Annotated in this window: 18 protein-coding genes; 9 read left to right on the top strand and 9 right to left on the bottom strand. The window is 73.7% G+C overall.

Annotated elements, in window-relative coordinates; translation table 11 throughout:
* Window positions 1–130 precede the first annotated feature (130 nt).
* A complete protein-coding gene (locus tag ACWGJ2_RS06585; protein ID WP_453344850.1) occupies window positions 131–1195 on the top strand; it encodes a hypothetical protein in 1065 nt (354 codons plus the stop codon).
* Window positions 1196–1788: 593 nt separating this feature from the next.
* Here the strand turns inward: ACWGJ2_RS06585 and ACWGJ2_RS06580 are convergent.
* Window positions 1789–4632: an outer membrane protein assembly factor BamB family protein gene (locus tag ACWGJ2_RS06580; RefSeq protein ID WP_453344849.1), complete on the bottom strand. Its 2844-nt coding sequence runs from the start codon at window positions 4630–4632 to the stop codon at window positions 1789–1791.
* Between the two features lie 455 nt (window positions 4633–5087).
* The gene (locus ACWGJ2_RS06575) at window positions 5088–5930 is read right to left on the bottom strand and encodes a VOC family protein (protein ID WP_453344848.1); all 843 of its coding nucleotides are present in this window, start codon (window positions 5928–5930) and stop codon (window positions 5088–5090) included.
* 200 nt (window positions 5931–6130) lie between these two features.
* On the opposite strand from ACWGJ2_RS06575, the gene ACWGJ2_RS06570 reads away from it, so the two are divergent.
* Window positions 6131–6778, top strand: coding sequence for a TetR family transcriptional regulator (locus ACWGJ2_RS06570; protein ID WP_453344847.1), 648 nt, complete (start codon window positions 6131–6133; stop codon window positions 6776–6778).
* A 108-nt stretch (window positions 6779–6886) separates the two neighbouring features.
* On the opposite strand, the gene ACWGJ2_RS06565 is transcribed toward ACWGJ2_RS06570, so the two are convergent.
* Window positions 6887–7327 (bottom strand): nitroreductase/quinone reductase family protein, encoded by a 441-nt coding sequence (locus ACWGJ2_RS06565; protein WP_453344846.1) that lies wholly within the window; start codon window positions 7325–7327, stop codon window positions 6887–6889.
* A gap of 26 nt (window positions 7328–7353) precedes the next feature.
* Complete coding sequence (locus ACWGJ2_RS06560) at window positions 7354–8697, bottom strand: acyl-CoA dehydrogenase family protein (protein ID WP_453344845.1); 1344 nt, start codon at window positions 8695–8697, stop codon at window positions 7354–7356.
* 175 nt (window positions 8698–8872) lie between these two features.
* On the opposite strand from ACWGJ2_RS06560, the gene ACWGJ2_RS06555 reads away from it, so the two are divergent.
* Window positions 8873–10099: a thiolase C-terminal domain-containing protein gene (locus ACWGJ2_RS06555; RefSeq protein WP_453344844.1), complete on the top strand. Its 1227-nt coding sequence runs from the start codon at window positions 8873–8875 to the stop codon at window positions 10097–10099.
* 149 nt (window positions 10100–10248) lie between these two features.
* Here the strand turns inward: ACWGJ2_RS06555 and ACWGJ2_RS06550 are convergent, their stop codons facing one another.
* The 3 genes from ACWGJ2_RS06550 to ACWGJ2_RS06540 are packed head-to-tail and all read right to left on the bottom strand — an operon-like array spanning window position 10249 to window position 11631.
* Window positions 10249–10665, bottom strand: a complete 417-nt coding sequence (locus ACWGJ2_RS06550) for a thiol-disulfide oxidoreductase DCC family protein (RefSeq protein ID WP_453344843.1) — start codon at window positions 10663–10665, stop codon at window positions 10249–10251.
* 31 nt (window positions 10666–10696) lie between these two features.
* A complete protein-coding gene (locus ACWGJ2_RS06545; RefSeq protein ID WP_453344842.1) occupies window positions 10697–11143 on the bottom strand; it encodes a Zn-ribbon domain-containing OB-fold protein in 447 nt (148 codons plus the stop codon).
* 38 nt (window positions 11144–11181) lie between these two features.
* Window positions 11182–11631, bottom strand: coding sequence for a DoxX family protein (locus ACWGJ2_RS06540; RefSeq protein WP_453344906.1), 450 nt, complete (start codon window positions 11629–11631; stop codon window positions 11182–11184).
* Between the two features lie 110 nt (window positions 11632–11741).
* Here ACWGJ2_RS06540 and ACWGJ2_RS06535 point away from each other — a divergent pair, with 110 nt between their 5' ends.
* The 5 genes from ACWGJ2_RS06535 (at window position 11742) to ACWGJ2_RS06515 (ending at window position 17766) form a co-directional block, all read left to right on the top strand.
* Window positions 11742–12878 (top strand): flavin-containing monooxygenase, encoded by a 1137-nt coding sequence (locus ACWGJ2_RS06535; RefSeq protein WP_453344905.1) that lies wholly within the window; start codon window positions 11742–11744, stop codon window positions 12876–12878.
* Window positions 12879–13081: 203 nt separating this feature from the next.
* Window positions 13082–13303 (top strand): hypothetical protein, encoded by a 222-nt coding sequence (locus tag ACWGJ2_RS06530; RefSeq protein WP_453344841.1) that lies wholly within the window; start codon window positions 13082–13084, stop codon window positions 13301–13303.
* A 510-nt stretch (window positions 13304–13813) separates the two neighbouring features.
* Complete coding sequence (locus ACWGJ2_RS06525) at window positions 13814–16036, top strand: acetate--CoA ligase family protein (protein ID WP_453344840.1); 2223 nt, start codon at window positions 13814–13816, stop codon at window positions 16034–16036.
* Window positions 16037–16151: 115 nt separating this feature from the next.
* Window positions 16152–16994, top strand: a complete 843-nt coding sequence (locus tag ACWGJ2_RS06520) for an enoyl-CoA hydratase/isomerase family protein (protein ID WP_453344839.1) — start codon at window positions 16152–16154, stop codon at window positions 16992–16994.
* A 112-nt stretch (window positions 16995–17106) separates the two neighbouring features.
* Window positions 17107–17766: a flavin reductase family protein gene (locus tag ACWGJ2_RS06515; protein ID WP_453344904.1), complete on the top strand. Its 660-nt coding sequence runs from the start codon at window positions 17107–17109 to the stop codon at window positions 17764–17766.
* On the opposite strand, the gene ACWGJ2_RS06510 is transcribed toward ACWGJ2_RS06515, so the two are convergent.
* Window positions 17756–18589, bottom strand: a complete 834-nt coding sequence (locus ACWGJ2_RS06510; RefSeq protein ID WP_453344838.1) for an NAD(P)H-dependent oxidoreductase — start codon at window positions 18587–18589, stop codon at window positions 17756–17758. The genes ACWGJ2_RS06515 and ACWGJ2_RS06510 overlap by 11 nt on opposite strands.
* Window positions 18590–18660: 71 nt before the next feature.
* Between ACWGJ2_RS06510 and ACWGJ2_RS06505 the strand changes: the two genes are divergently transcribed.
* Window positions 18661–19764 (top strand): GlxA family transcriptional regulator, encoded by a 1104-nt coding sequence (locus tag ACWGJ2_RS06505; RefSeq protein ID WP_453344837.1) that lies wholly within the window; start codon window positions 18661–18663, stop codon window positions 19762–19764.
* Here ACWGJ2_RS06505 and ACWGJ2_RS06500 read toward each other — a convergent pair.
* On the bottom strand, window positions 19754–21094 hold the full coding sequence (locus ACWGJ2_RS06500) for an MFS transporter (RefSeq protein WP_453344836.1): 1341 nt from the start codon (window positions 21092–21094) through the stop codon (window positions 19754–19756). The genes ACWGJ2_RS06505 and ACWGJ2_RS06500 overlap by 11 nt on opposite strands.
* Window positions 21095–21159 lie beyond the last annotated feature (65 nt).

The raw sequence follows: 21159 nt of genomic DNA, 5'->3' as shown, positions 1-21159 counted from the left end.
CTTACGTGGGGGACGTCAGCGGTGGCGGGGCGGTTCCCGCGGGCGTAGCGTCGAACGTGGACGACGCACCCTTCGGCGCCCGCCTGCCCGCTCAGGGCCGGGTCAGGACGCCGGAAAGCGAGGCGAGGCGATGATCCGGAACATCCTCGGGTCCCTGCTCGCCCTCATCGGAGCGACGGCCGCCGTATGGAGCCCCTTCCGTCCTTGGTACGACGGCCGTCTCGGGCGCGACTTCCGCGTCGAGGAGCTGTTCACGGGCGGCGGCATCACCGGAGGAGCCGCGACGCCGCTCTCCGGCATGCTGCTGCCCATGCTCGTCGCCGCCCTCCTCACGGTCGTCGCCGTGCTGCTGAGGGCGAAGTCACCGGCGGCGCTGGCGGGCCTGCTCGTGCTCGGCTTCACGGCGCTGTGGATGGTCCGCCAGGGCCAGGCCGAGGGCAGCCTCACGGCGGGCGGCAACGGCGACGAGGGGCTGGGCACGGGGGTGGCGGGCGCGGCTGCCGGAGGCGTCGTGCTGCTCGTCGGCGCGCTCGTGATGCGGGGCCGCCGCGGTGGGCGGCGGGCTCGGCGCCGTGAGGCGGCGGAGGAGGCGGACGGCGAATACGGGTACGGGCCCGGCTACGGGTACGAGCCCGCGCCGCCCGGCTCGACGCCGCCCCAGCCGTGGGCCCCCGGTCGTCCGCCCGCCCAAGGGTGGGAACCGGAACCAGGAACGGAACCGGATTCTCCGTACCGGGCGCAGGGTGGACAGCGCGACCCCTGGCCCGTCGCTGACCCCGGCAAGCAGCAGGACTTCAGGCCGACCCCGCCGACCGGTTCCGTACGCCAGCCCCGTCCCGACCCGTACGGTCACCCCGGGCAGGCGTGGCAGCCAGGCCAGCAGGGTCAGCCGGGGCACCCGGGACAGCCGGACGCCTCCGGACAGGGCGCACCGCCCACTGGCCCGCCCCGTCCGGAACCGGAAACGGAAGTGATCCCTCTCCCCGAGCGCGAGGCGGCGCGGACAGGGGAGACAGCGGAGCCGACGGAGACGACGGAACCGCGCGACATGCGGGGAGCGGCGACGCCGGAGGACACGGAACCCTGGCCCCCCGAGCAGCCCCCCAAGGACATGGACGAGACCCAGGTGCTCCCCCCGACCGCCCCGGAGAACCCCGGAAGCCACCGAACCCCGAACCACCGCGACGCGGCCTGACCCCCGGCACCCCGCCCGAACACGCGCCCCGACCCGGCACCAGCCCCCCTCAGCCGAGCGGACAGACCCGGCGAACCAGACAGCCGGGCGGACCAGGCGCGGCCCAGACACACAGGCCGACCACAGCCCGCACAGGGCAGACCCGAAGGAGCGGCGCCAGCCTCCCCCAGCCGAAGCCGAGCAGGCCGGGCACCCGGCGGACCAGACGCAGCCCCGCCCGTCAGCCGCAGCCCGCGCAAGGCAGAACCGGAGGAGCGGCACCAGCCCGCTCAACCGGAACCGGACAGGCCAGAAACCCGAGCCGTCCACCCCGGCGGAGCCGCAGCCCGCAGACCCGAAGGGGCGATGCCAGGCCCCTCAACTGAAGCCGGACAGGCCGGGAAGCCGGGCCGGGCACCCGGCGGACCAGACGCAGCCCCGCCCGTCAGCCGCAGCCCGCACAGGGCAGCCCCGAAGGGGCGGCGCCAGCCTCCCCCAGCCGGGCCGGGCACCCGGCGGACCAGACGCGGCCCCGCCCGTCAGGCCCAGCCCGGACGCACAGGCCAGTGAGCCGGAGACCGCGCGGAGTGGGCCGACGCGCAGGGGCGGTCGGGTCAGGTCTGGCGGGACTGGCCCGTGCCCTTGGCCGCGTCGAGGGCGTAGACGCAGCGGTCCTTGCTGCACGCGTACACCACGCCGCCCGCCGCGACCGGCGACCCCGTGATCTCGCCGCCCGTCGCGAGCTTCCAGCGGAGCTGGCCGCCCACCGCGTCCAGCGTGTAGAGGCAGTGGTCCGCCGACCCGAAGTGCACGCGTCCCGCGGAGACCACGGGCGCGCCGACCACGTCGCCGCCGGCGGCGAACCGCCAGCGCGGGGTGCCGCTGACCGCGTCGAGCGTGTAGAGCGCGCCGCCGCTGCCCAGGTGGACCAGGCCGTCGGCGACGACGACGGCCTCCGTGGAGTGCCGCGCCTCCGTGGCGATGCGCCAGCGGTCGTGGCCGTTGGACGCGTCGATGGCGTAGACGGTGCCGAGGTAGTCGGCGAGGTAGATGCCGCCGCCCGTGACGGCGGGGCCCGGCGCGAAGGCCGGGGCGCACAGGAAGGCGGCGGGGGCGTCGAAACGCCACCGCTCGGCGCCCGTCGCACCGTCCAGCGCGAAGACCCGCGACCCGGCGCACACGTACACCGTGCCGTCCTCGGCCGGTGTCACCCGCACGGGGACGCCGCCCGTCGCCGAGACGTCGCCGACCGGATACGACCAGCGCTCCGTGCCGCCGCGCGCGTCCACCGCGTAGAGGCGTCCGTCGCCCCAGGTGTAGACGGTGCCGTCGTGGAGGACGGGGCCCGCCTCGGGGGTCTCGAAGTCGGACTGGGCTCCGGTGAGTTCCCACAGCCGCTCGCCGTTGCCCGCCTCCCACGCCTGGACGCCGCCGCCCCGGGTGCCGGTGACGACGGTGCCGCGGTCGACCTTCAGCGCGTAGACCCAGCCGTCGGTGGCGAGCCGCCAGCGTTCGGAGCCGTCCTGGGCGTCGAGGGCGTAGAGGCTCGGCCCGTCGGAGGCGTGCACGCGACCGCCCGCGACGGCCATCGACCACGCCACCTCGCGGGTCTTGAACTGCCGCCGCCCGCTGGCCACGTCGAGCGCGTGCACCTCGAAGGAGGTGACGTACAGGAGGTCGTCGGCGACGACGGGCGTGCCCCACACGTCGTTCGACATGCGGAACCGCCACGGCCGCCAGCGCTGCTGCTGCGGCGGGACCGAAGGCGGCGGCGGCGCGCCCGTTCCGGGGCCACCGGCGCCACCGGCGGCGGCAGCGGCCTGCGCTTCGGGACCGGCTCCGGCGCCGGGGCCCGTGACACCGGTGGCGCCCGGTACGCCGGAGACACCGGACGGGTGGTGGGGCATGGGCGGCGCGGTGGGCGGTGGCGCGGGCTGCGCGGCGTGCTGACCACCGTTGGGCGGGCGCACCCAGCCCGTCGCGGGGCCGGTGTCGGCCGACCGCGCGTCCTCGGAACGGCGCGGTCCTGGGCCGATCGGCACATGCGAGCCGGGAAGCCGTACGGGGTTGCCGTCGGCGCCCTGCGCCGGCGCGACCGGCGGCGAGCTGGGCGGCGCCATGTGCGGCCCCGACTGCGCGGCGGGCGGCGAGGCCACGGAGGCCGCCGCCGCGGCTGCTCCGGGGCCCGCGCTCGCGCCCGTGTTGGCGCCGACGGCCGCGGGGCCGCCGGGTCCCGCGGGGATGCCGTGGCCTCCGTGGCCTCCGTGCCCGCCATGTCCGTCGTATCCGCCGTGCGCGCCGCCGCCGTGTCCGTGCTGGCCGTGCTGGCTCTGCTGACCGTGCTGACCGTGCGCGTACGCCGCCGCGTGCCCCGGTCCGTGCTGGCCGCCCTGCCCCTGGCCCTGGCCCTGGCCCGCGCCGTGACCGGCCGGGACCGCCTCGGGCGGCGCGCCGTGCGCCGGGGCCTGGTCGGGACCGGGAGCGGGTACGGGTGCGGGTGCGGGTGCGGGTGCGGCGTGCTGCGGCCTGGGCGGCGGCTCGCGCTTCGGCACGGGCGCAGGCCGTACGCCGCGCTTGCGCTCGATGAGCGCGACGGCGCCGCCCGGCAGCCAGGCGGAGGCCGTGCCGCTGTCGTCGCCGCCGGACGAGAAGAGATGCGGCGCGAGCTGTGCCTGGAGGTCGGCCGGAGTGGGGCGTTCCTCGGCCGCCATGCGCATACAGGACTCGATCAGGGGGCGCAGCTCCTCCGACATGCCCTCCAGATCGGGGCCCTCGCGCAGCAGCATGAAGACGGTCTCCACCGGGTTCGCGCCGTGGAAGGGCGCGTGCCCCGTGGCCGCGAAGACGAGGGTGGAAGCCAGCGAGAAGATGTCGCTGGCCCCGGTGACGCTGCGGGAGTCCCTGGCCTGCTCGGGTGACATGTACGCGGGCGTGCCGACGGCCACGTTGGTCATGGTCAGGCGCGTGTTGGAGACGCCGGACGCGATGCCGAAGTCGATGACGCGCGGCCCGTCCTCGACCACGAGCACGTTGGAGGGCTTGAGGTCGCGGTGGACGAGTCCGGCCCCGTGGATCGACTGGAGCGCCTCGGCGACCCCGGCCGCCAGCCAGCGCACCGCCTGCACCGGGAGCGGCCCGCACTCATTGACTATCTCCTCGAGGGAGGGTGCGGGCACGAACGCCGTCGCCAGCCAGGGCACGGCCGCGCGCGGGTCGGCGTCCACGACGGCGGCCGTGTAGAAACCGCTGACCGCCCGCGCCGCCTCCACCTCGCGGGTGAAGCGCACCCGGAAGAGCTGGTCCTCGGCCAGCTCCGTACGCACGGTCTTGATCGCGACGCGCCGCCCGGACGCCGAGCGCGCGAGATAGACCAGCCCCATGCCCCCGGCACCGAGACGGCCGAGCACCTCGAACGGGCCGATCCGCCGCGGATCGTGCTGCGTAAGCTGCTCCACCACTTGCCTGCCACCTCCCCGTAGGGGCTCTTCGACTTCCGCCCCGTGCAGCTTCTCACTGCCGTGCCGGACCTGCGGTCCAGAGGCTGATTCTTCCTGGCGAAGCCGACGGTTGCGAACCCGGGGGCAGCCCGGACGTGTCTTCGCCTTACGGGTCAGCGCACCGACGCGGGAGATTTCCGGCATTCCTACCATCCGGAGACGCGACGTGCCCACCCGCGGCCTTCACCGTGCGCCGGGAGTGTCGCCCCTCGCCCTCAGCCCCTCGCCTCGCGCCCTTCGCCTCGCACCCCGTGCGGTGCGATGCGCGACGCGGACCGGACCTGTGCCGGGCCGCGCCGTCCACGGCCCGGCGCAGGGGCCGGACACCTCTCCCCCGCTTCCCCCGTTTCTCCACTCCCCTCCCGCTCAGCTCGCCGTGCTTCCCTGCTCAGCTACGGTTCCGCGCCGGGTACGGTTCAGCCCGCGGCCTCCCCGGACGGCGGCTCCAGCACGGCGAAGCTCGCGCCCTGGTCGTCCGTCAGGACGGCGAAGCGCCCGTACGGGCTGTCCTCGGGGCCGCGCAGGACGCGCCCGCCCAGGCGGACCGCCGTGCGCGCCGTCTCGTCGCAGTCGGCCGCGGCGAAGTAGGTGAGGAACTGCGCGGGCATCTGCGGAGCGAAGGTGCTCTCGATGAGACAGCGGCCTCCGACGGCGTGCGCGTCGTCCACCGGATCGCCCTCCAGGGCCCAGAGCGCGAAGTCCGCTCCCCCTCCGGCGTCGATGTCCCGCATGCCGTAGCCGAAGACCTCGGTGTAGAAGGCGTCGGCCGTCATCTTGTCCCGTGCGTAGACCTCCGCCCATATGTAGGCGCCAGGACGCTCGCGCACCTCGAAGCCGCTCTGTGTCCTGGTCTGCCAGAGCCCGAACACGGCGCCTTCCGGATCGGCCCCCACCGCGTTGACGCCCACGCCGTTCACCGGCATGGGATCCATCAGCATCCGGCCGCCCGCCTCGCGGATGCGGGAGGCGGTCAGCTTCGCGTCGTCCGTCGCGAGATAGAGGTTCCAGACGGTGGGCATGCGCCCGTCGGGCTTCACGAAGAGGCCCGCGACCACACCGTCGTCCAGATAGGCGAGCGTGTACGCGTCCCTGCCGCTCACCGGCTCGCCGAAGCTCCAGCCGAACAGCCCGCCGTAGAACCGCTTGCCCGCCTCCAGGTCGGCCAGCATCACGTCGGCCCAGCAGGGGGCGCCCTCGCGGGGCCTGTCCACATGCCTGTCCGCATGCCTGTCCGCATGTCTGCCCACGTGTGCGGCCATGGTTTCCGTACCTCCCTGGGGGCGGATTCCGACCTGTACGGGAACGCTAGCCGTGTTCGGGGGCAAGCGCAGTGAAAAGCACTGAACACCGGCGGTTCCGCATCCCGCCCGCGCCCCGGCCGCGCTCCCGTGATGACGCCGCTTCACCCCATTTGCATGCGCCGAATCGCGCCCCGATCACCCCTCGGTAAGCTGACGGCATGACAGGACAAGTTCGAACCGTCGACGGCCGAGTAGCCGGGCGCCGCGGGCAGGCGACGCGGCAGAAGCTGCTCGACTGCCTCAGCGAGATGCTCAGCTCGTCGCCGTATCGCGACGTCAAGGTCATTGATGTCGCGCGGAAGGCGGGCACGTCCCCTGCGACCTTCTACCAGTACTTCCCGGACGTCGAAGGCGCCGTGCTGGAACTCGCCGAGGCCATGGCGAAGGAGGGCGCGGGCCTGACCGACCTCGTCGCGGGGCGGTCCTGGACGGGCAAGTCGGGCTGGCAGACGGCGGAGGAGCTGGTCGACGGCTTCCTCTCCTTCTGGCGGAAGAACGACGCCATCCTGCGCGTGGTCGACCTGGGCGCGGCCGAGGGCGACAAGCGGTTCTACAAGATCCGCATGAAGATCCTCAACTCGGTCAACAACTCCCTCGCCGACTCCATCAAGGAGTTGCAGTCCAAGGGCAGGGTCGACAAGGACGTGAACCCCGCCGCGATGGCGGGCGCCCTCGTCGCCATGCTGGCCTCGGTCGCGGGGCACCAGAAGGGCTTCCAGAGCTGGGGCGTCAAGCAGGCGGAGCTGAAGCCGAGCCTCGCGCTGCTGGTGCACCTGGGTGTGACGGGCAAGAAGCCCGTCAAGTAGGCGGCTGGAGTGTGCGGGGCGGCGTCGCTCCGGCACGCCGGGCCGTCGGGCGGGTTGCCGTGGCGTCGGGTCGGTTGCCGTGGGCGCCGTTCTACTAGGGACGCTGTTCTAGCGGCGCTCCAGCCTGAAGAGGCGCAGGCGGCGTTCGACGCGTGACTGGTAGACCGCGTACGGCGGCCAGAAGCCGAGCACGGCCTGCCACGCCTCCTCCCGTTCCGCGCCCTCCAACTGGCGCGCGGTGACGGGGATCTCCTCGCCCTTCCAACTGATCACGGCCTCCGGGTGACGGCGCAGGTTGGCGGTCCACGCGGGGTGGCCCGGCTTGCCGAAGTTGCTGCCGACGAGCAGCCAGGTGCCGCCCTCCTCGGGCATGCAGGCCAGCGGCGTACGCCGTTCCAGGCCCGTCTTCGCGCCCTTGGCGGTCAGGACGACGCCCGGCAGCATCTGGTCGCTGAGCATCTTCCTGCCGCCGGTGAGCCGGTGGACCGTGCGGTCCAGGGCCGGGACGACGTACGGGGCGACCTTCGCGAAGCCCCTCGTCGAGGACATCCGCTGCACCATCCTCGCCCTGTCCATCACGCCCTCACCGCCGCGTCGGCGCCGGTTTCGAGAGTGGGCGACGGGGACGGCGGGCGCGGCGAGGGCGGCGTGAAGAGGCCCGCGCGGGCCGCGGCGTGGTCGCGGAGGCGGTGTGCCGGGCCGAGGAGGAGGTCGTCCCCGGCCGCGCGCTTGAAGTAGAGGTGCGCCTCGTGCTCCCAGGTGAAGCCGACTCCGCCGTGCAACTGCACCGCCTCTCCCGCCGCGAGCCGCAGCGCGTCCAGTGCCTGCGCCAGCGCGAGCCCCGCCGACACGCCCCCCGGAACCGGGGCCGGAACCGGAACCGGCCCTGGGCCGTTGCCGGAGGCGGCGGGTCCGCTCGCCTCCCAGGCGGCGTAGTACGCGGCCGAGCGCGCGGCCTGCACCCGTACGTACACATCGGCCAGCCGGTGCTGCACGGCCTGGAAGGAGCCGATGGCCCGGCCGAACTGCTCGCGCGTCTTGACGTATTCGACGGTACGCTCCAGCGCCCCGTCCGCCGCGCCGACGGCCTCCGCCGCGAGCGCCGCCGCGGCCGAGGCGCCCACACGCGCGAGCGCGTCCCGTACGGCAGTGGCATCGTCGTGGCCCAGCAGCTCCGCCGGGGTGTCGCGCAGTTCGGCGCGGGCGACGGCGCGGGTCTCGTCGAGCCCGGTCTGCCGGGCCCGCACCAGGCCCTCGGCGCCCTCGCGCACGAGGAACAGCAGCGTCCGGCCCCGTACAAAGCCACCCGTGTGCGCCGCGACCAGGAGCAGGCCCGCGCTGTGGCCCGACAGGATCTGCGCGGCCTCGCCGTACAGCCGCCAGCCGTCGTCCGTGCAGCGCGCTTGGACACCGCCCGCGCGCCCGCCGCCCGACCAGTCCGCGTCCGGGGCCCGGCCGCGACCGTCGCCCGCTGCCGCGTCGGCCCCCTCCGTCGCGTCGGCGCCGACGAGGCCGAGCGCCAGCGGAAGCGCGCCGCCGGGGACGGCCAGCGCGGCGGTCAGGGCACCCGAGGCCAGCCGGGGCAGCAGCGCGGCGCGCTGTGCGTCGGTGCCGAGGGCCCGTACGAGCGGGGCGCTCAGCACCGTGCTGGCCAGCAGCGGCGAGGGCAGCAGCACGCGGCCCGCCTCCTCGCAGGCCAGCGCCAGTTCGACGCCTCCGCAGCCCGCACCCCCGTACTCCTCCGGCACGGTGAGCCCCGGCAGGCCCAGTTGCCCGGCGAGGAGGCGCCACAGGTCCTCGTCGTAGCCGTGCCCGGTGAGCACGGCGGACTTCACCTCGCCGGGGCCGCACCGTTTGGCCAGCGACTCCCGTACGGTGCGCCGGATCTCGTCCTGCTCCTCGGTGAACGCGGTGTCCATCGGCACTCCCCTCAGATCTGACGGGGCGTCATGCTAGGGACGTGCTTACGAGATGCCCAGAGGCGCGGGCCGTCCAACCCTCGCGACCTCGCGGAGCGGCCTCGCGGAGCCCGGCCTCGCGCACCGGCGCCGCACCTCTCCAGCTCCGCACACATCTGATGTACCGTCAGATTCCATGGCTGCCGCTGCACTTCACACCACCGCACGCACCACCGCACACGAGGCCGGGCGCGGGACCGGGCGGCGCGGGGTCGCCGTCGCCGGGGTCGCGCTGTCCGACACCGGGCGGGTCGACGACGCCACGCCGTACGCGCTGCACGCCCAGGCCGCGCGGCGCGCGCTCGCCGACGCCGGGCTGGAGCGCTCGGCGATCGACGGGTTCGCCTCGGCGGGGCTCGGGACGCTCGCGCCCGCCGAGGTCGCCGAGTACCTCGGACTGCGCCCCACCTGGGTGGACTCCACCTCCGTCGGCGGCTCGACCTGGGAGGTCATGGCCGCGCACGCCGCCGACGCCATCGCGGCGGGGCACGCGGAGGCGGTCCTCCTCGTCTACGGCTCGACGGCGCGCGCCGATCTCAAGGCCGGGCGCCGCACGGCGAACCTCTCGTTCGGCGCACGCGGCCCGCTCCAGTTCGAGGTGCCCTACGGGCACACCCTGATCGCGAAGTACGCGATGGCGGCGCGCCGCCATATGCACCAGTACGGGACCACCCTGGAGCAGTTGGCCGAGGTCGCCGTCCAGGCCCGCGCCAACGCCGCCGCCAACCCTGACGCCATGTACCGCGCGCCCCTCACCGTGGACGACGTCCTCGCGGGCCCGATGATCGCCGACCCGTTCACCAAGCTGCACTGCTGTGTGCGCAGCGACGGCGGCTGCGCGGTGCTGCTCGTCGCCGAGGACCGGGTGCCGGACCTGGCGCGGCCCCCGGTGTGGGTGCTGGGCTCCGGCACGGCCGTCTCGCACACCACCATGTCCGAGTGGGACGACTTCACCGTCTCGCCCGCCGCCGTCTCGGGGCGCGACGCGTTCGGGCGCGCGGGGGTGCGCCCCGACGAGATCGACGTCGCCGAGATCTACGACGCCTTCACCTACATGACGCTGGTCACCCTGGAGGACCTGGGCTTCTGCGCGAAGGGCGAGGGCGGCGACTTCGTCACGGGCGGGCGGCTCACGCTGAAGGGCGGCCTGCCCACCAACACCGACGGCGGCGGCCTGTCCGCCTGCCACCCCGGGATGCGCGGGCTGTTCCTGCTGGTGGAGGCGGTGCGGCAGTTGCGCGGCGAGGCGGGTGAGGGTCGGCAGGCGGCGGGGCGGGACGGCGGGCTCCCGCGCCTCGCCGTCGCGTCAGGGACGGGCGGCTGGTTCTGCTCCTCGGGCACGGTGGTGCTGGGCCGCGACTAGGTTCGGGGCCCGATGGGCCGGGGTTCGACGGGGCCGGGGCGCGACGTGCCCCGCAGGGGCGCCCCCGGCGTCCGCGGCTCGGCGTCACTGGGCCCGCTGTCGAGCGCGACGTGTCCCCGTAGGGGCGCGCCCCCGCCGGGCCGGCCCTCTCAGGCGCGGGCACCGGTGCCGGTACCCGTACCCGTACCGCCGGGCGGTCGCGGGACCGCGCAGGCCGCGGTGCCGCCCGGCATCCGCTGCCGGTTCTCCGCGACGAGCCGGTACACGCCGTGCGCCGCCCACCGCACGGGCGGCAGCGTGAGCAGCGCGCCCAGCAGCGGCCAGCCGCCCCGCGAGCGCATCAGCAGCCTGGCCACGGCCTGGGCCCCGCCGTGCACCTCCCCGCCCTGGGTCACCCAGAGCACTTCCCGCTCGGCCCTCTCCCGCGCGACGCCGAGCGCCTCCAGGTCGGCGAACTGCCAGGGCGTGGCCTCGCATCGCGCGTGGAGGCGCCGCTCGGCGAACCTCACCGAGGTGGTGCAGAACGCGCAGTCTCCGTCGTAGACGAGCACAGGTTGTCTCCGCATATCCCCATCCTCCGCCCCCTCGTCCGCGCCCTCACTCCAGGGGCGTGAACACCGGCACGGACACCGCCGTCCCGCTCGCCCCGCCCTCCCCTTCCTCCGGGTCACCCTCCGTACGGAACGCCACCCGCAGCGCCATCCCCACCCGCAGCGCGCCCTCCTCGCACCCGACGACCTCGGTCATCATCCGGGGCCCCTCCGCGAGGTCCACGACGGCCGCTACGTAGGGGACGCGCGCCGCGAAGGGCGGCAGGTCGTTGAGGTGGACGACGGACCAGGTGTAGAGCGTGCCGCGTCCGCTCGCCTCCTCCCACACGACGTCCTCGCTCCAGCAGCGCGGGCAGAACTCGCGCGGGTAGTGGTGCGCGGCGCCGCACCCGTCGGCCCGGCAGCGGCGCACCAGCAACCGCCCCTCGGCGGCGGCGTCCCAGTACGTGCGCGTGAAGGCGTCGGCCTCCGGAAGGTTCGCCGGAAGCTTCACCGGGCGGCTCACCGGACGGCTCACCGGACGGCCCGCCATCAGAAGATCCCCAGTGCGCTGTCCAGCGACCACGTCTGCCAGCTCATGCCGAAGAGCGCGACGAGCGAGATGAGCGCCATCATCGCGTTCTGCCCCTGCTCGGCCCAGTCGTGGATCATCAGCACGAGGTAGAGGAGGTTGAGCACCAGTCCCCCGACCAGCGCGACGGGTGTGAGGAACCCGAGCACCAGGCCGAGCCCGAGCGCGAGTTCCGCGTACACGACGACGTACGCGATGGCCTTGGGCCTCGGCCTCACGACCGTGTCGAAGCCCTTGCCGACCGCGCGCCAGCGGTGCTTCGCCGCGACGTCACCGGCCCAGGCGATGCCCGTACCGCGTTCGAACCAGCCCTTCTTGTCCTTGTGCCGCCAGCTCTCCAGCCACCACAGGCCGAGGCCGACGCGCAGCACGGCGAGCCACTCGGCCCCGCTGAGCCACACGGTCTCCATCTCCATGGGCCAACCTCCTTGCCCCCACGGTTGATCTGACGGTACGTCAGTTCATCGGAATGCCCCCGGGTGCGCAAGGGGTCATGGGCACTAAGCTCTCCGTCATGCCCATGACCGATGAGGGAAGACCCGTCCACGTCATCGGCGCCGGACCCGGGGGACTCGCGACGGCCGCCGCGCTCAGAGCGCGCGGGATCAGCACCGTGGTGCTGGAGAAGTCCGACTCCGTCGGCGCCTCCTGGCGCGCGCACTACGACCGGCTGCACCTGCACACCACACGCCGCTGGTCGTCGCTGCCGGGCCTGCCGATCCCCCGCTCGTACGGGCGCTGGGTCGCGCGCGACGATCTCGTGCGCTATCTGGAGTCCTACGCCGAGTATCACCAGATCGAGGTCGCGACGGGCGTCGAGGTGGACAGCCTCGACCGCCACGGCGAGCAGTGGGTGCTCCACGCCAACGGCGGGCGGCGGCTGACCACTCCGGTGGTGGTCGTGGCCACGGGCTGCAACCACACGGCGCATCTGCCCGACTGGCCGGGGCGCGAGAGCTTCGAGGGCGAGCTGCTGCACGCCTCGCGCTACCGCGACGCAGCCCCGTACGCGGGCAAGGACGTGCTCGTCGTCGGCGTCGGCAACACAGGGGCCGAGATCGCCGTCGATCTCGCGGAGGGCGGCGCCTCGCGCGTACGCCTCGCCGTGCGCACCCCACCGCACATCGTCCGCCGCACCACCCTGGGCTGGCCCGCGCAGGCGAGCGCGGTGCTGTGCCGCCGGCTGCCGACGCGCCTGGTGGACGGGCTCGCCGCCCAGTTGGCGAAGGCGTCGCTCCCCGACCTCTCCCCGTACGGGCTCCCGAGGCCCACGACCGGCCTCTACTCGCGGGTGCGCGAGGGCGCGATCCCGGTGCAGGACGTCGGCCTGGTCAAGGCGGTGCGCGAGGGCCGCGTCGAGCCCGTGGCCGGTGTCGAGTCGCTCGACGGGTCCAAGGTCCAGCTCACCGACGGGACGACGGTCACTCCGGACGTCGTCATCGCCGCGACGGGTTACCGGCGCGGGCTGGAGGACCTCGTCGGCCACCTCGGCGTGCTGGACGCGCGGGGCCGCCCCGTCGTCCACGGCAGACGCACCCACCCGGACGCGCCCGGACTGCACTTCACCGGGTTCACCAATCCCATCAGCGGGATGCTGCGCGAAATCGCCCGCGACGCGGACAAAATCGCCAAAGCGATATCCAAGGCCGCCGCCTAGCACTTGAGAATGTAACAAGATGCCCTGCGCACGTAACATACGGACGAGTAACCCGAAGGGGCAACGGGCGCCTGATACTTTCCCCTTGGGCGTCGGACAGCGGAAATTCGCTATCCCTTTTCACGGAAACGTGGAGACGCCCTGGATCCCGAAAGTCATGGCTCAGCGGAAATTCGGCTGAACCACATTCACTTGAGGTGTGCATGCGCAGCAAGTTCGCAAAGGCAGCAGTCGTCCTGGCCAGCCTCGCGGCCATCACCGGCGCCACAGCGGCAACCGCACAGGCGGCGGACGAATACCGCGGCTTCCCCACCCAGCAGGCCTGCATGGACAAGGGAGCCGAGCTGACGAACAACGGCCAGACCGACGGCTTCATGTGCACCGAGCAGAGCGACGGCTGGCTCCTCGAAGTCGGCAACGACTGAACCTCGCACACACGCTGAACTGAACAAGCGCGCATTGCCCCGGGCCGCTGCGGCGACCCGGGGCAATTCTCTGCCCGCGTGCGGAAAAGTCCGAAATGATCAACCTCTCCTGAATTAGCGCGCGAAAACAGACATGGGGAAGGGGGGCCTCGGTGAACGCGCCGGGAAATCACCGGGTAGCACTTGTCCGCACCACGTATCTCTCCTGACGGAGCGCCGGACTGCGGCCCCTTCCCCCTCTCATCGGGGCGGAGGGGCCGCCGTCGCGTGCGTGCCCCCGCTCCTCCTTCGCCACCCGCCCCCGCCGCCCGCGCTCTGGACCCCGTACGCCCGGTGCCCCGACACTGGCCGGGGACCCGCCCTCCCCGGAAAACCGGGTGGCCGACCGGCCCCGCGCGGACACCGCGGCTGACGGCGCGGTGGGTACGGCCTCTTCCTGACGCCCTGTCAGTTCAGTAATCTGACAGGGCGTCAGTTGTGTTGGCCACCACACAGGAGTGGGCGAGAACGATGCTTGGATCGACTCACGGCACCCTCACCACCACCTCCCGTCCGGCCCGTGTCGTGGCCTGCGGCGAGCACTCGGCACAGATCGTGCACGGCACAGCGTCGGACGACGGGCTCGACGTCAGCGGTCGCCCGCTGCACGCGCCCGTACCCGATCTGGACCGGCTCTTCCGGCCCGAGTCCGTCGCCGTCGTCGGAGCGTCGGACGCCGAGGGACGGCCCAACACCGGGATCACCCGCCAGCTCATCGCGTGGTCGGAGCGGGTGGGGGCCAGGCTCCACCCCGTGCATCCGACCAGGGAGACGGTGTTCGGGCTGTCCTGCTCCTCCTCCGTCGCCGATCTGCCCGAGCCCGTCGACGTGGCGGTGCTGCTCGTCGGCGACCCGGTCCCGGTGATCGAGCAACTGGCCGACACCAAGACCCGGTTCGCCGTCGCCTTCGCCTCCGGCTTCGCCGAGACCGGCGAGGACGGCGCGGCGGCGCAGGAGCGACTGGCCGAGGTCACCGAGCGCTCGGGCCTGCGCCTGCTCGGCCCGAACACCAACCTCAACGCCTTCGAGAGGTTCCGCGACGATCTCGAAGGGCCCGCCATCGCCCTGATCACGCAGTCCGGCCACCAGGGGCGTCCCGTCTTCACCATGCAGGAACTGGGCGTCCGCCTCTCACACTGGGCTCCGACCGGCAACGAGGCCGATCTGGAGACCGCCGACTTCATCTCCTACTTCGCCTCCCGTCCCGAGGTCGGGGCGATAGCCGCCTATGTGGAAGGGCTCAAGGACGGCCGCGGCTTCCTGCTCGCCGCCGACCGTGCGGCCCGGAACCGGGTGCCCGTCGTCGCGGTCAAGGTGGGGCGCACCGAGACCGGGGCGCGCACGGCCGCCTCGCACACCGGCAAGCTCACCGGCGCCGACGCGACCGTCGACGCGGCGATGCGGCAGTACGGCGTGATACGCGTCGACGGACTCGACGAACTCCAGGACACCGCGGCGCTGCTGGCGCGGGCACGCGCGCCGCGCGCGGAGGGCGTCGCCGTGTATTCGATCTCCGGGGGCACCGGGGCACACTTCTCCGACCTGGCCAGCGCGGCCGGGCTCGAACTCCCCACGCTCTCGGACGCCAAGCAGGCCGAGCTGCACCAGTGGATCCCGGACTATCTCAGCGTGGCCAACCCCATCGACAACGGCGGCCACCCCGTGGGCGACTGGCGCGGGCGCAAGATCATCGACGCGATCCTCGCCGACCCCGACGTCGGCGTGCTGATCTGCCCCATCACCGGGCCCTTCCCGCCGATGAGCGACAAGCTCGCACAGGACCTCGTGGACGCGGCCGAGGAGACGGACAAGCTCGTCTGCGTCATCTGGGGCTCGCCCGTCGGCGACGAGGACGCCTATCGCAAGACGCTGCTCGGCTCCTCGCGGGTGGCCACCTTCCGTACGTTCGCCAACTGCGTGACCGCCGTGCGCGCCTACTTCGGACACCACCGCTTCACCCGCGACTACCGCTCTCCCTTCGACGAGGCGCCCCGCACCCTCTCCCCCTCCGCGCGCAAGGCCCGCGCGCTGCTGCGCGAGGGGCAGCAGCTCAGCGAGCACGCGGCGAAGCAGCTCCTGCGCGCCTACGGCATCCGCGTGCCCCGCGAGCAGCTCGTGACCAGCGCGGCGGGCGCCGTGCGGGCTGCGGCGCAGGTCGGCTACCCGGTGGTGATGAAGGCATCGGCCCCGCAGCTCGCCCACAAGACCGAACTGGGCCTGGTGAAGGTCGGCCTGACCTCCGCCAGCCAGGTGCGCGACGCCTATCGCGACCTGACCGACATCGCGCGCTACGAGGGCGTCGAGCTGGACGGCGTCCTCGTGTGCCAGATGATCGAGCAGGGCGTCGAGATGGTCGTGGGCGTGGGCCAGGACGACCTGTTCGGGCCGACGGTGACCGTCGGGCTCGGCGGCGTGCTGGTGGAGGTCCTGCGCGACGTGGCCATCGGCATCCCGCCCTTCGGCGAGGACCGGGCCCGCGCAATGCTCGCCGAACTGCGCGGGCGCGCCCTCCTCGACGGCGTGCGAGGGCTGCCGCCCGCCGACACGGAGGCCCTGGTGGAGGTCGTCCTGCGCGTCCAGCGCATGGCGCTGGAACTGGGCGACAGCCTCGCGGAACTGGACATCAACCCCCTGGTGGTCCTGCCCCGGGGCCAGGGCGCGGTGGCGCTCGACGCGCTGGCCGTCTGCCGGTGAAGGGCGTCCGCGCTGCGTGCCCCGCCCGCACACGCGCGAACCGAGCAGCGCGACAGCGGCAACCACAGCGACGACCGCGACAGCGGCCGTGACGGCGACAAGGAGCAGCGTTCCCATGAGCACCTCCCCCGGTGATGAGCCCGTGGAAGAAGTTGTACGCCACGCCACTGACAACGGCGTCTCGTGGATCACTCTGGACCGGCCCAAGGCCATGAACGCCCTCACCTGGGACCAGCGGGAACGCCTCATCGCGCTGCTGGAAGGCGCCTCCGCCGATCCCGCCGTACGCGCGGTCGTCCTCACCGCGAAGGGCCGCGCGTTCTGCGCCGGAGCGGATCTCAAGGGCGGAAGTGGGGGCGGAAGCGGGGGCGGAGGTACCAGCGCCCCGGAACGCGTCCCGGGCGACGTGGCACGCACCCTCCGCCGTGGCGCCCAGCGCCTCGTCGCCTCCGTGCTGGACTGCGAGAAGCCGGTGATCGCGGCGGTCAACGGCACCGCTGCGGGCATCGGCGCACATCTCGCGTTCGCCTGCGATCTCGTACTGGCGGCCGAGGACGCCACGTTCGTGGAGGTGTTCGTGCGGCGCGGTCTGGTGCCCGACGGGGGCGGCGCTTATCTGCTGCCGCGTCTCGTGGGGCCTCAGCGGGCGAAGGAGCTGCTGTTCTTCGGGGACTCGCTCCCGGCCGCCGAGGCGGAACGGCTCGGGCTCGTCAACCGGGTCGTCGCGCCCGACGCGCTGGAGAAGACCGCGCGCGCCTGGGCGGAGCGCCTCGCCACGGGCCCCACCCGCGCGCTGGCGCTCACCAAGGAACTGGTCAACGCCTCGCTGGACGTGGACCGTGCCACCGCGTTCGCCGCAGAGGCGCAGGCGCAGGAGGTCAACATGACGACGAGGGACGCGGCCGAGGGCGTGTCCTCCTTCGTCGAGCGCCGCACCCCCGAGTACCGGGGGCACTGACCGGCGCTGGCCGACACCGAGCGACACCGACCGGCACTGACCGAGCCGCCTGCCAGGGGTTCACATCTGATGGGCCATCAGATTCAATGAGTCCATGATGGGACACGCAGGCATGGCAGCGACCGCGGTGCGCTATCTGCGGTCGGTGGGCGCGACGGCGTCCGCACCCGGCGAGACGGACCGGGGCACGCCCCTGTCGGCCGCCCCCGTGCCACGCCCCGGCCTGCGCGCGGTACGGGACGACGAGCGGGCGCCGCTCGATCCCGCCGAGTTCCGTCGTGTGCTGGGCAGCTTCGCCTCGGGCGTCACCGTGATCACCGCCCCCGGCGAGCGCCCCGCGCCCCCACAAGAGGAGCCGGACGGGGAGCAGGGGCCGCCCGCCGGGTTCGCGTGCCAGTCCTTCGCCTCGCTCTCCCTCGACCCGCCCCTGGTCGCCTTCATGATCGCCCGTACGTCCACGACCTGGCCCCGTATCGCACGCGCCGGTGTCTTCTGCGTCAACGTCCTGGGCGCGGAACAGGGCGAACTGTGCCGGGGCTTCGCCGTGCGCGGCGGCGACAAGTTCGCGGGGATCGGGTGGACACCGGCGCCCGTCACGGGCTCGCCGCGCCTCGACGGAGTACCGGCCTGGATCGACTGCGTCGTCCACGCCGTGCACACCGGAGGGGACCACCTCATCGTGGTGGGGCGCGTCCAGGCGCTCGACGCGGTACGGGACGACGCGGCGCCGCTGCTGTTCCACCGGGGCGCCTTCGGCCGCTTCACCCCCTGACCGCCGCCGCCCGGCCCCGGCCCCGGTCCCGCTCCGGCTCCCCCGCGCCCTCGGGCCGCAGGTGCACGCCCAGCCCCGTGCGGCCCGGCGCCACGGCGGGGCGCAGTACGAGCGCGTCGTCGTAGTCGCCGCCCGCCTCGTGGCGGTACGGAAGCGTCGCGGCCGTGGGCAGGTCGCGGAGGCGTGCGCGCAGTTCGTCGGCGTACTCCTGGTAGCCGGTGGCCGTCAGCCGGTCGGCACCGTAGACGACGAACGGCGGCACCGAGGGCATGCCGGTGTACCAGAACGTGCCGTGCAGCAGCGGGAACAGCACCTCGTCCACGTGCCCGTGCACACCTCGCGGGCCGAAGCCCGACGCACGCGCCCCGACGGTGGTGACCACCATGGCGCGCTTGCCCGCCAGGCCGCCGTCTCCGTAGCGCAGCGCACGCCCTTCGGGGGACCGGAGGCCGAACGCGAGGCCCTGGACGAGGACGCGGTCGAACCAGCCCTTCAGGATCGCGGGCGGCCCGTGCCACCACAGGGGGAACTGGAAGACGAGCGCGTCGGCCCAGGCGATCTTCTCCTGTTCGGCGCGGATGTCGTCGGCCAGCGCTTCGGCGCGGTACGCGCGCTCCTGCGCGGCGCCGACCAGCAGCCGTCCGCCGTCCTCCGGTGTCCCGCCCAGGTCGGCGGCGTCGAGAACCGGCTTCCAGCCCATGCGGTACAGGTCGGAGACCCGGCTCTCGTGGCCCTGTGCGGACAGGGCGCGCAGGCCGTCGTCGAGCAGGGAGCCGTTCAGGGAGCGGCGTTCGGGGTGCGCGAATATCCAGAGAATCCTCATGCCGCCGATCCTCGCGACGGCCCCTTGTCGCCACGAGTGGCCAGATGGACGTGAGGTGAAAGAATCTGGCCATGCCGTCGCCCACAGCCTCCCCTACCGCTCGCCCTCGCCCTCGCCCTCGCCCTCGCCCTCACCGCGTCGCCGTCCTCGTCCGGCACGGGGTGATGCCGATGGAGCTGGGCCTCGTGCACCAGCTCTTCCGCGCGGCCAGGGCGCCAGGCACGGACCGCCCGCTGTACGAGGTCGTCACCTGCGCCCTCACGCCGGGGCTGGTGCGTACGGACGCCGACTTCCCCGTACACGTCGCGCTCGGGCCCGAGGCGCTGGACGGCGCGGAGACCGTCGTCGTCCTGGCCACCCACGAGCCGGACGTGCCGGAGACGGACGGGAGGCTGGACGGGCCGCTCGCTGACGCGTTCGCCCGCATACGGCCCGGTACGCGCGTCGCCTCCGTCTGCACGGGCGCCTTCGCGCTGGCGGCCGCGGGGCTCCTGGACGGCAGGCGGGCCACGACCCACTGGAAGTCCACCGAGGACTTCCGGCGCCTCTTCCCCGCCGTCACGCTCGATCCCGACGTCCTCTACACGGACGAGGGCGACGTCCTCACCTCGGCGGGCGAGGCGGCCGGGATCGATCTGACGCTCCACATGATCCGGTGCGACCACGGGGCCGCCGTCGCCAACGACGTGGCCCGCTCCACCGTGGTGCCCCCGCACCGGGAGGGCGGGCAGGCGCAGTTCATCCCGCGCCCCGTGCCCGAGCCCGGGCAGCGCGCCTCCACGGGCGCCGCGCGCGCGTGGGCGCTGCGTCATCTGGACCGCCCGCTGTCCCTGCGCGAGCTGGCGGAGCGGGAGGCCATGAGCGTACGGACGTTCAGCCGCCGCTTCCGTGAGGAGGTCGGCCTCACGCCCGTGCAGTGGCTGAGCCAGCGGCGCGTGGAACGGGCGCGTCACCTGCTGGAGGAGACCGGGCTGCCCGTCGACGCGGTCGCCGCACGCGTCGGCTTCGGCACCGGCGCCTCCCTGCGCCAGCACTTCCAGGCGGCGCTCGGCGTGACACCGAGCGCCTACCGCGCCACCTTCCGCGCCCCGGACCTGGCCCCGGGGGCGGACCCGGACCCGAGCCCGGACACGGACGCGGGTCCGGCCCCAGGGGACCCCCGCCTCACGCCGTGACCGGCCTCCTGCGGATCACCAGGGCCATCAGCGCCGCCACGGCGCACAGCGCGCCCGAGCCGATCCAGGCCACGTCGTAGGAGCCGAAGGTGTCGCGCGCGAGTCCCGCGAGGAAGGCGACGGCCGAGGCGCCCACCTGGTGCGAGGCGAGGACCCAGCCGAAGACGATGGAGCCGTTCTCGCCGAAGTGCTCCCGGCACAGGGCGATGGTCGGCGGCACGGTGGCGACCCAGTCGAGCCCGTAGAAGACGATGAAGAAGAGCATCGAGGGGCGCACGTCCTGCGCGAAGAGCAGCGGCAGGAAGAGTAGCGAGACGCCGCGCAGCGCGTAGTAGACGGCGAGCAGCCTGCGCGCGTCGAAGCGGTCCGTGAACCAGCCCGAGGCGACGGTCCCGATCAGGTCGAACACCCCGATCACCGCGAGCAGCGAGGCGGCGGCCGGCACCGGCATGCCGTGGTCATGCGCTGCCGGGACGAAGTGGGTGGCGACGAGGCCGTTGGTCGACGCGCCGCACACCGCGAAGGTCCCGGCCAGCAGCCAGAAGACCTTCGTACGCGCCGCGTCCCTGAGCGTCGCCAGGGTGCGCCGGGCCGCGCCCGGCGGGGGCGTGGGCGGAGTGACGTAGTCCGGGCCCGCTCCGTAGGGCAGCAGGCCGGTGTCCTCGGGGCGGTCGCGCAGCACGAACAGCACCAGGGGCACGACGGCCAGCGCGCAGAAGGCGACCGTGAGCGAGGCGGCGCGCCACCCAGGGCCCTCCACCAGGAGCGCGACCAGCGGCAGGAAGACGAGCTGCCCCGCGGCGCCTCCGGCCGTGAGGATGCCGCTGACGAGGCCGCGGCGCCGGATGAACCAGCGGTTGCTGATCGTCGCGGCGAACGCGAGCGCCATGGACCCGGTGCCGAGTCCGACGAGGAAGCCCCAGCACAGGACGAGCTGCCAGGTGGCGTCCATGAAGACGGTCAGCCCGCTGCCCGCCGAGATCAGCAGCAGGGCGCAGGCGACGATGCGGCGCACTCCGTAGCGCTCCATGAGGGCCACGGAGAAGGGCGAGGTGAGCCCGTAGAGCAGCACGTTCACCGACACGGCCGCCGAGACGGTGCTGTGGGACCAGCCGAACTCCTCGTGCAGGGGGTCGATGAAGACGCTGGGCGTGGCACGGAAGCCCGCGGCGCCCACGAGGGCGACGAACGCGACGGCCGCCACCCACCACGCCCGGTGCACGCGCGGAACCCGCTCCTCCGGCGGCGCGCCGGTACGGCGGCCGATACGGGGGCCAGTACGGGTTTCGTCGCGGTCCTCTGGCGAAGGGAGTTCGGTTGTCCGGGTCACGCGGAACAGCCTCCGGCAGCGCCCCCGTGCGAACGAGTGGCCCGAAAGCCATGATGTGCGAGGAT

The sequence above is a fragment of the Streptomyces sp. NPDC054796 genome (genome assembly GCF_053611545.1).
Note: the sequence above shows the minus strand (reverse complement) of the source record. Positions and strands in the feature narration are given on the sequence as shown.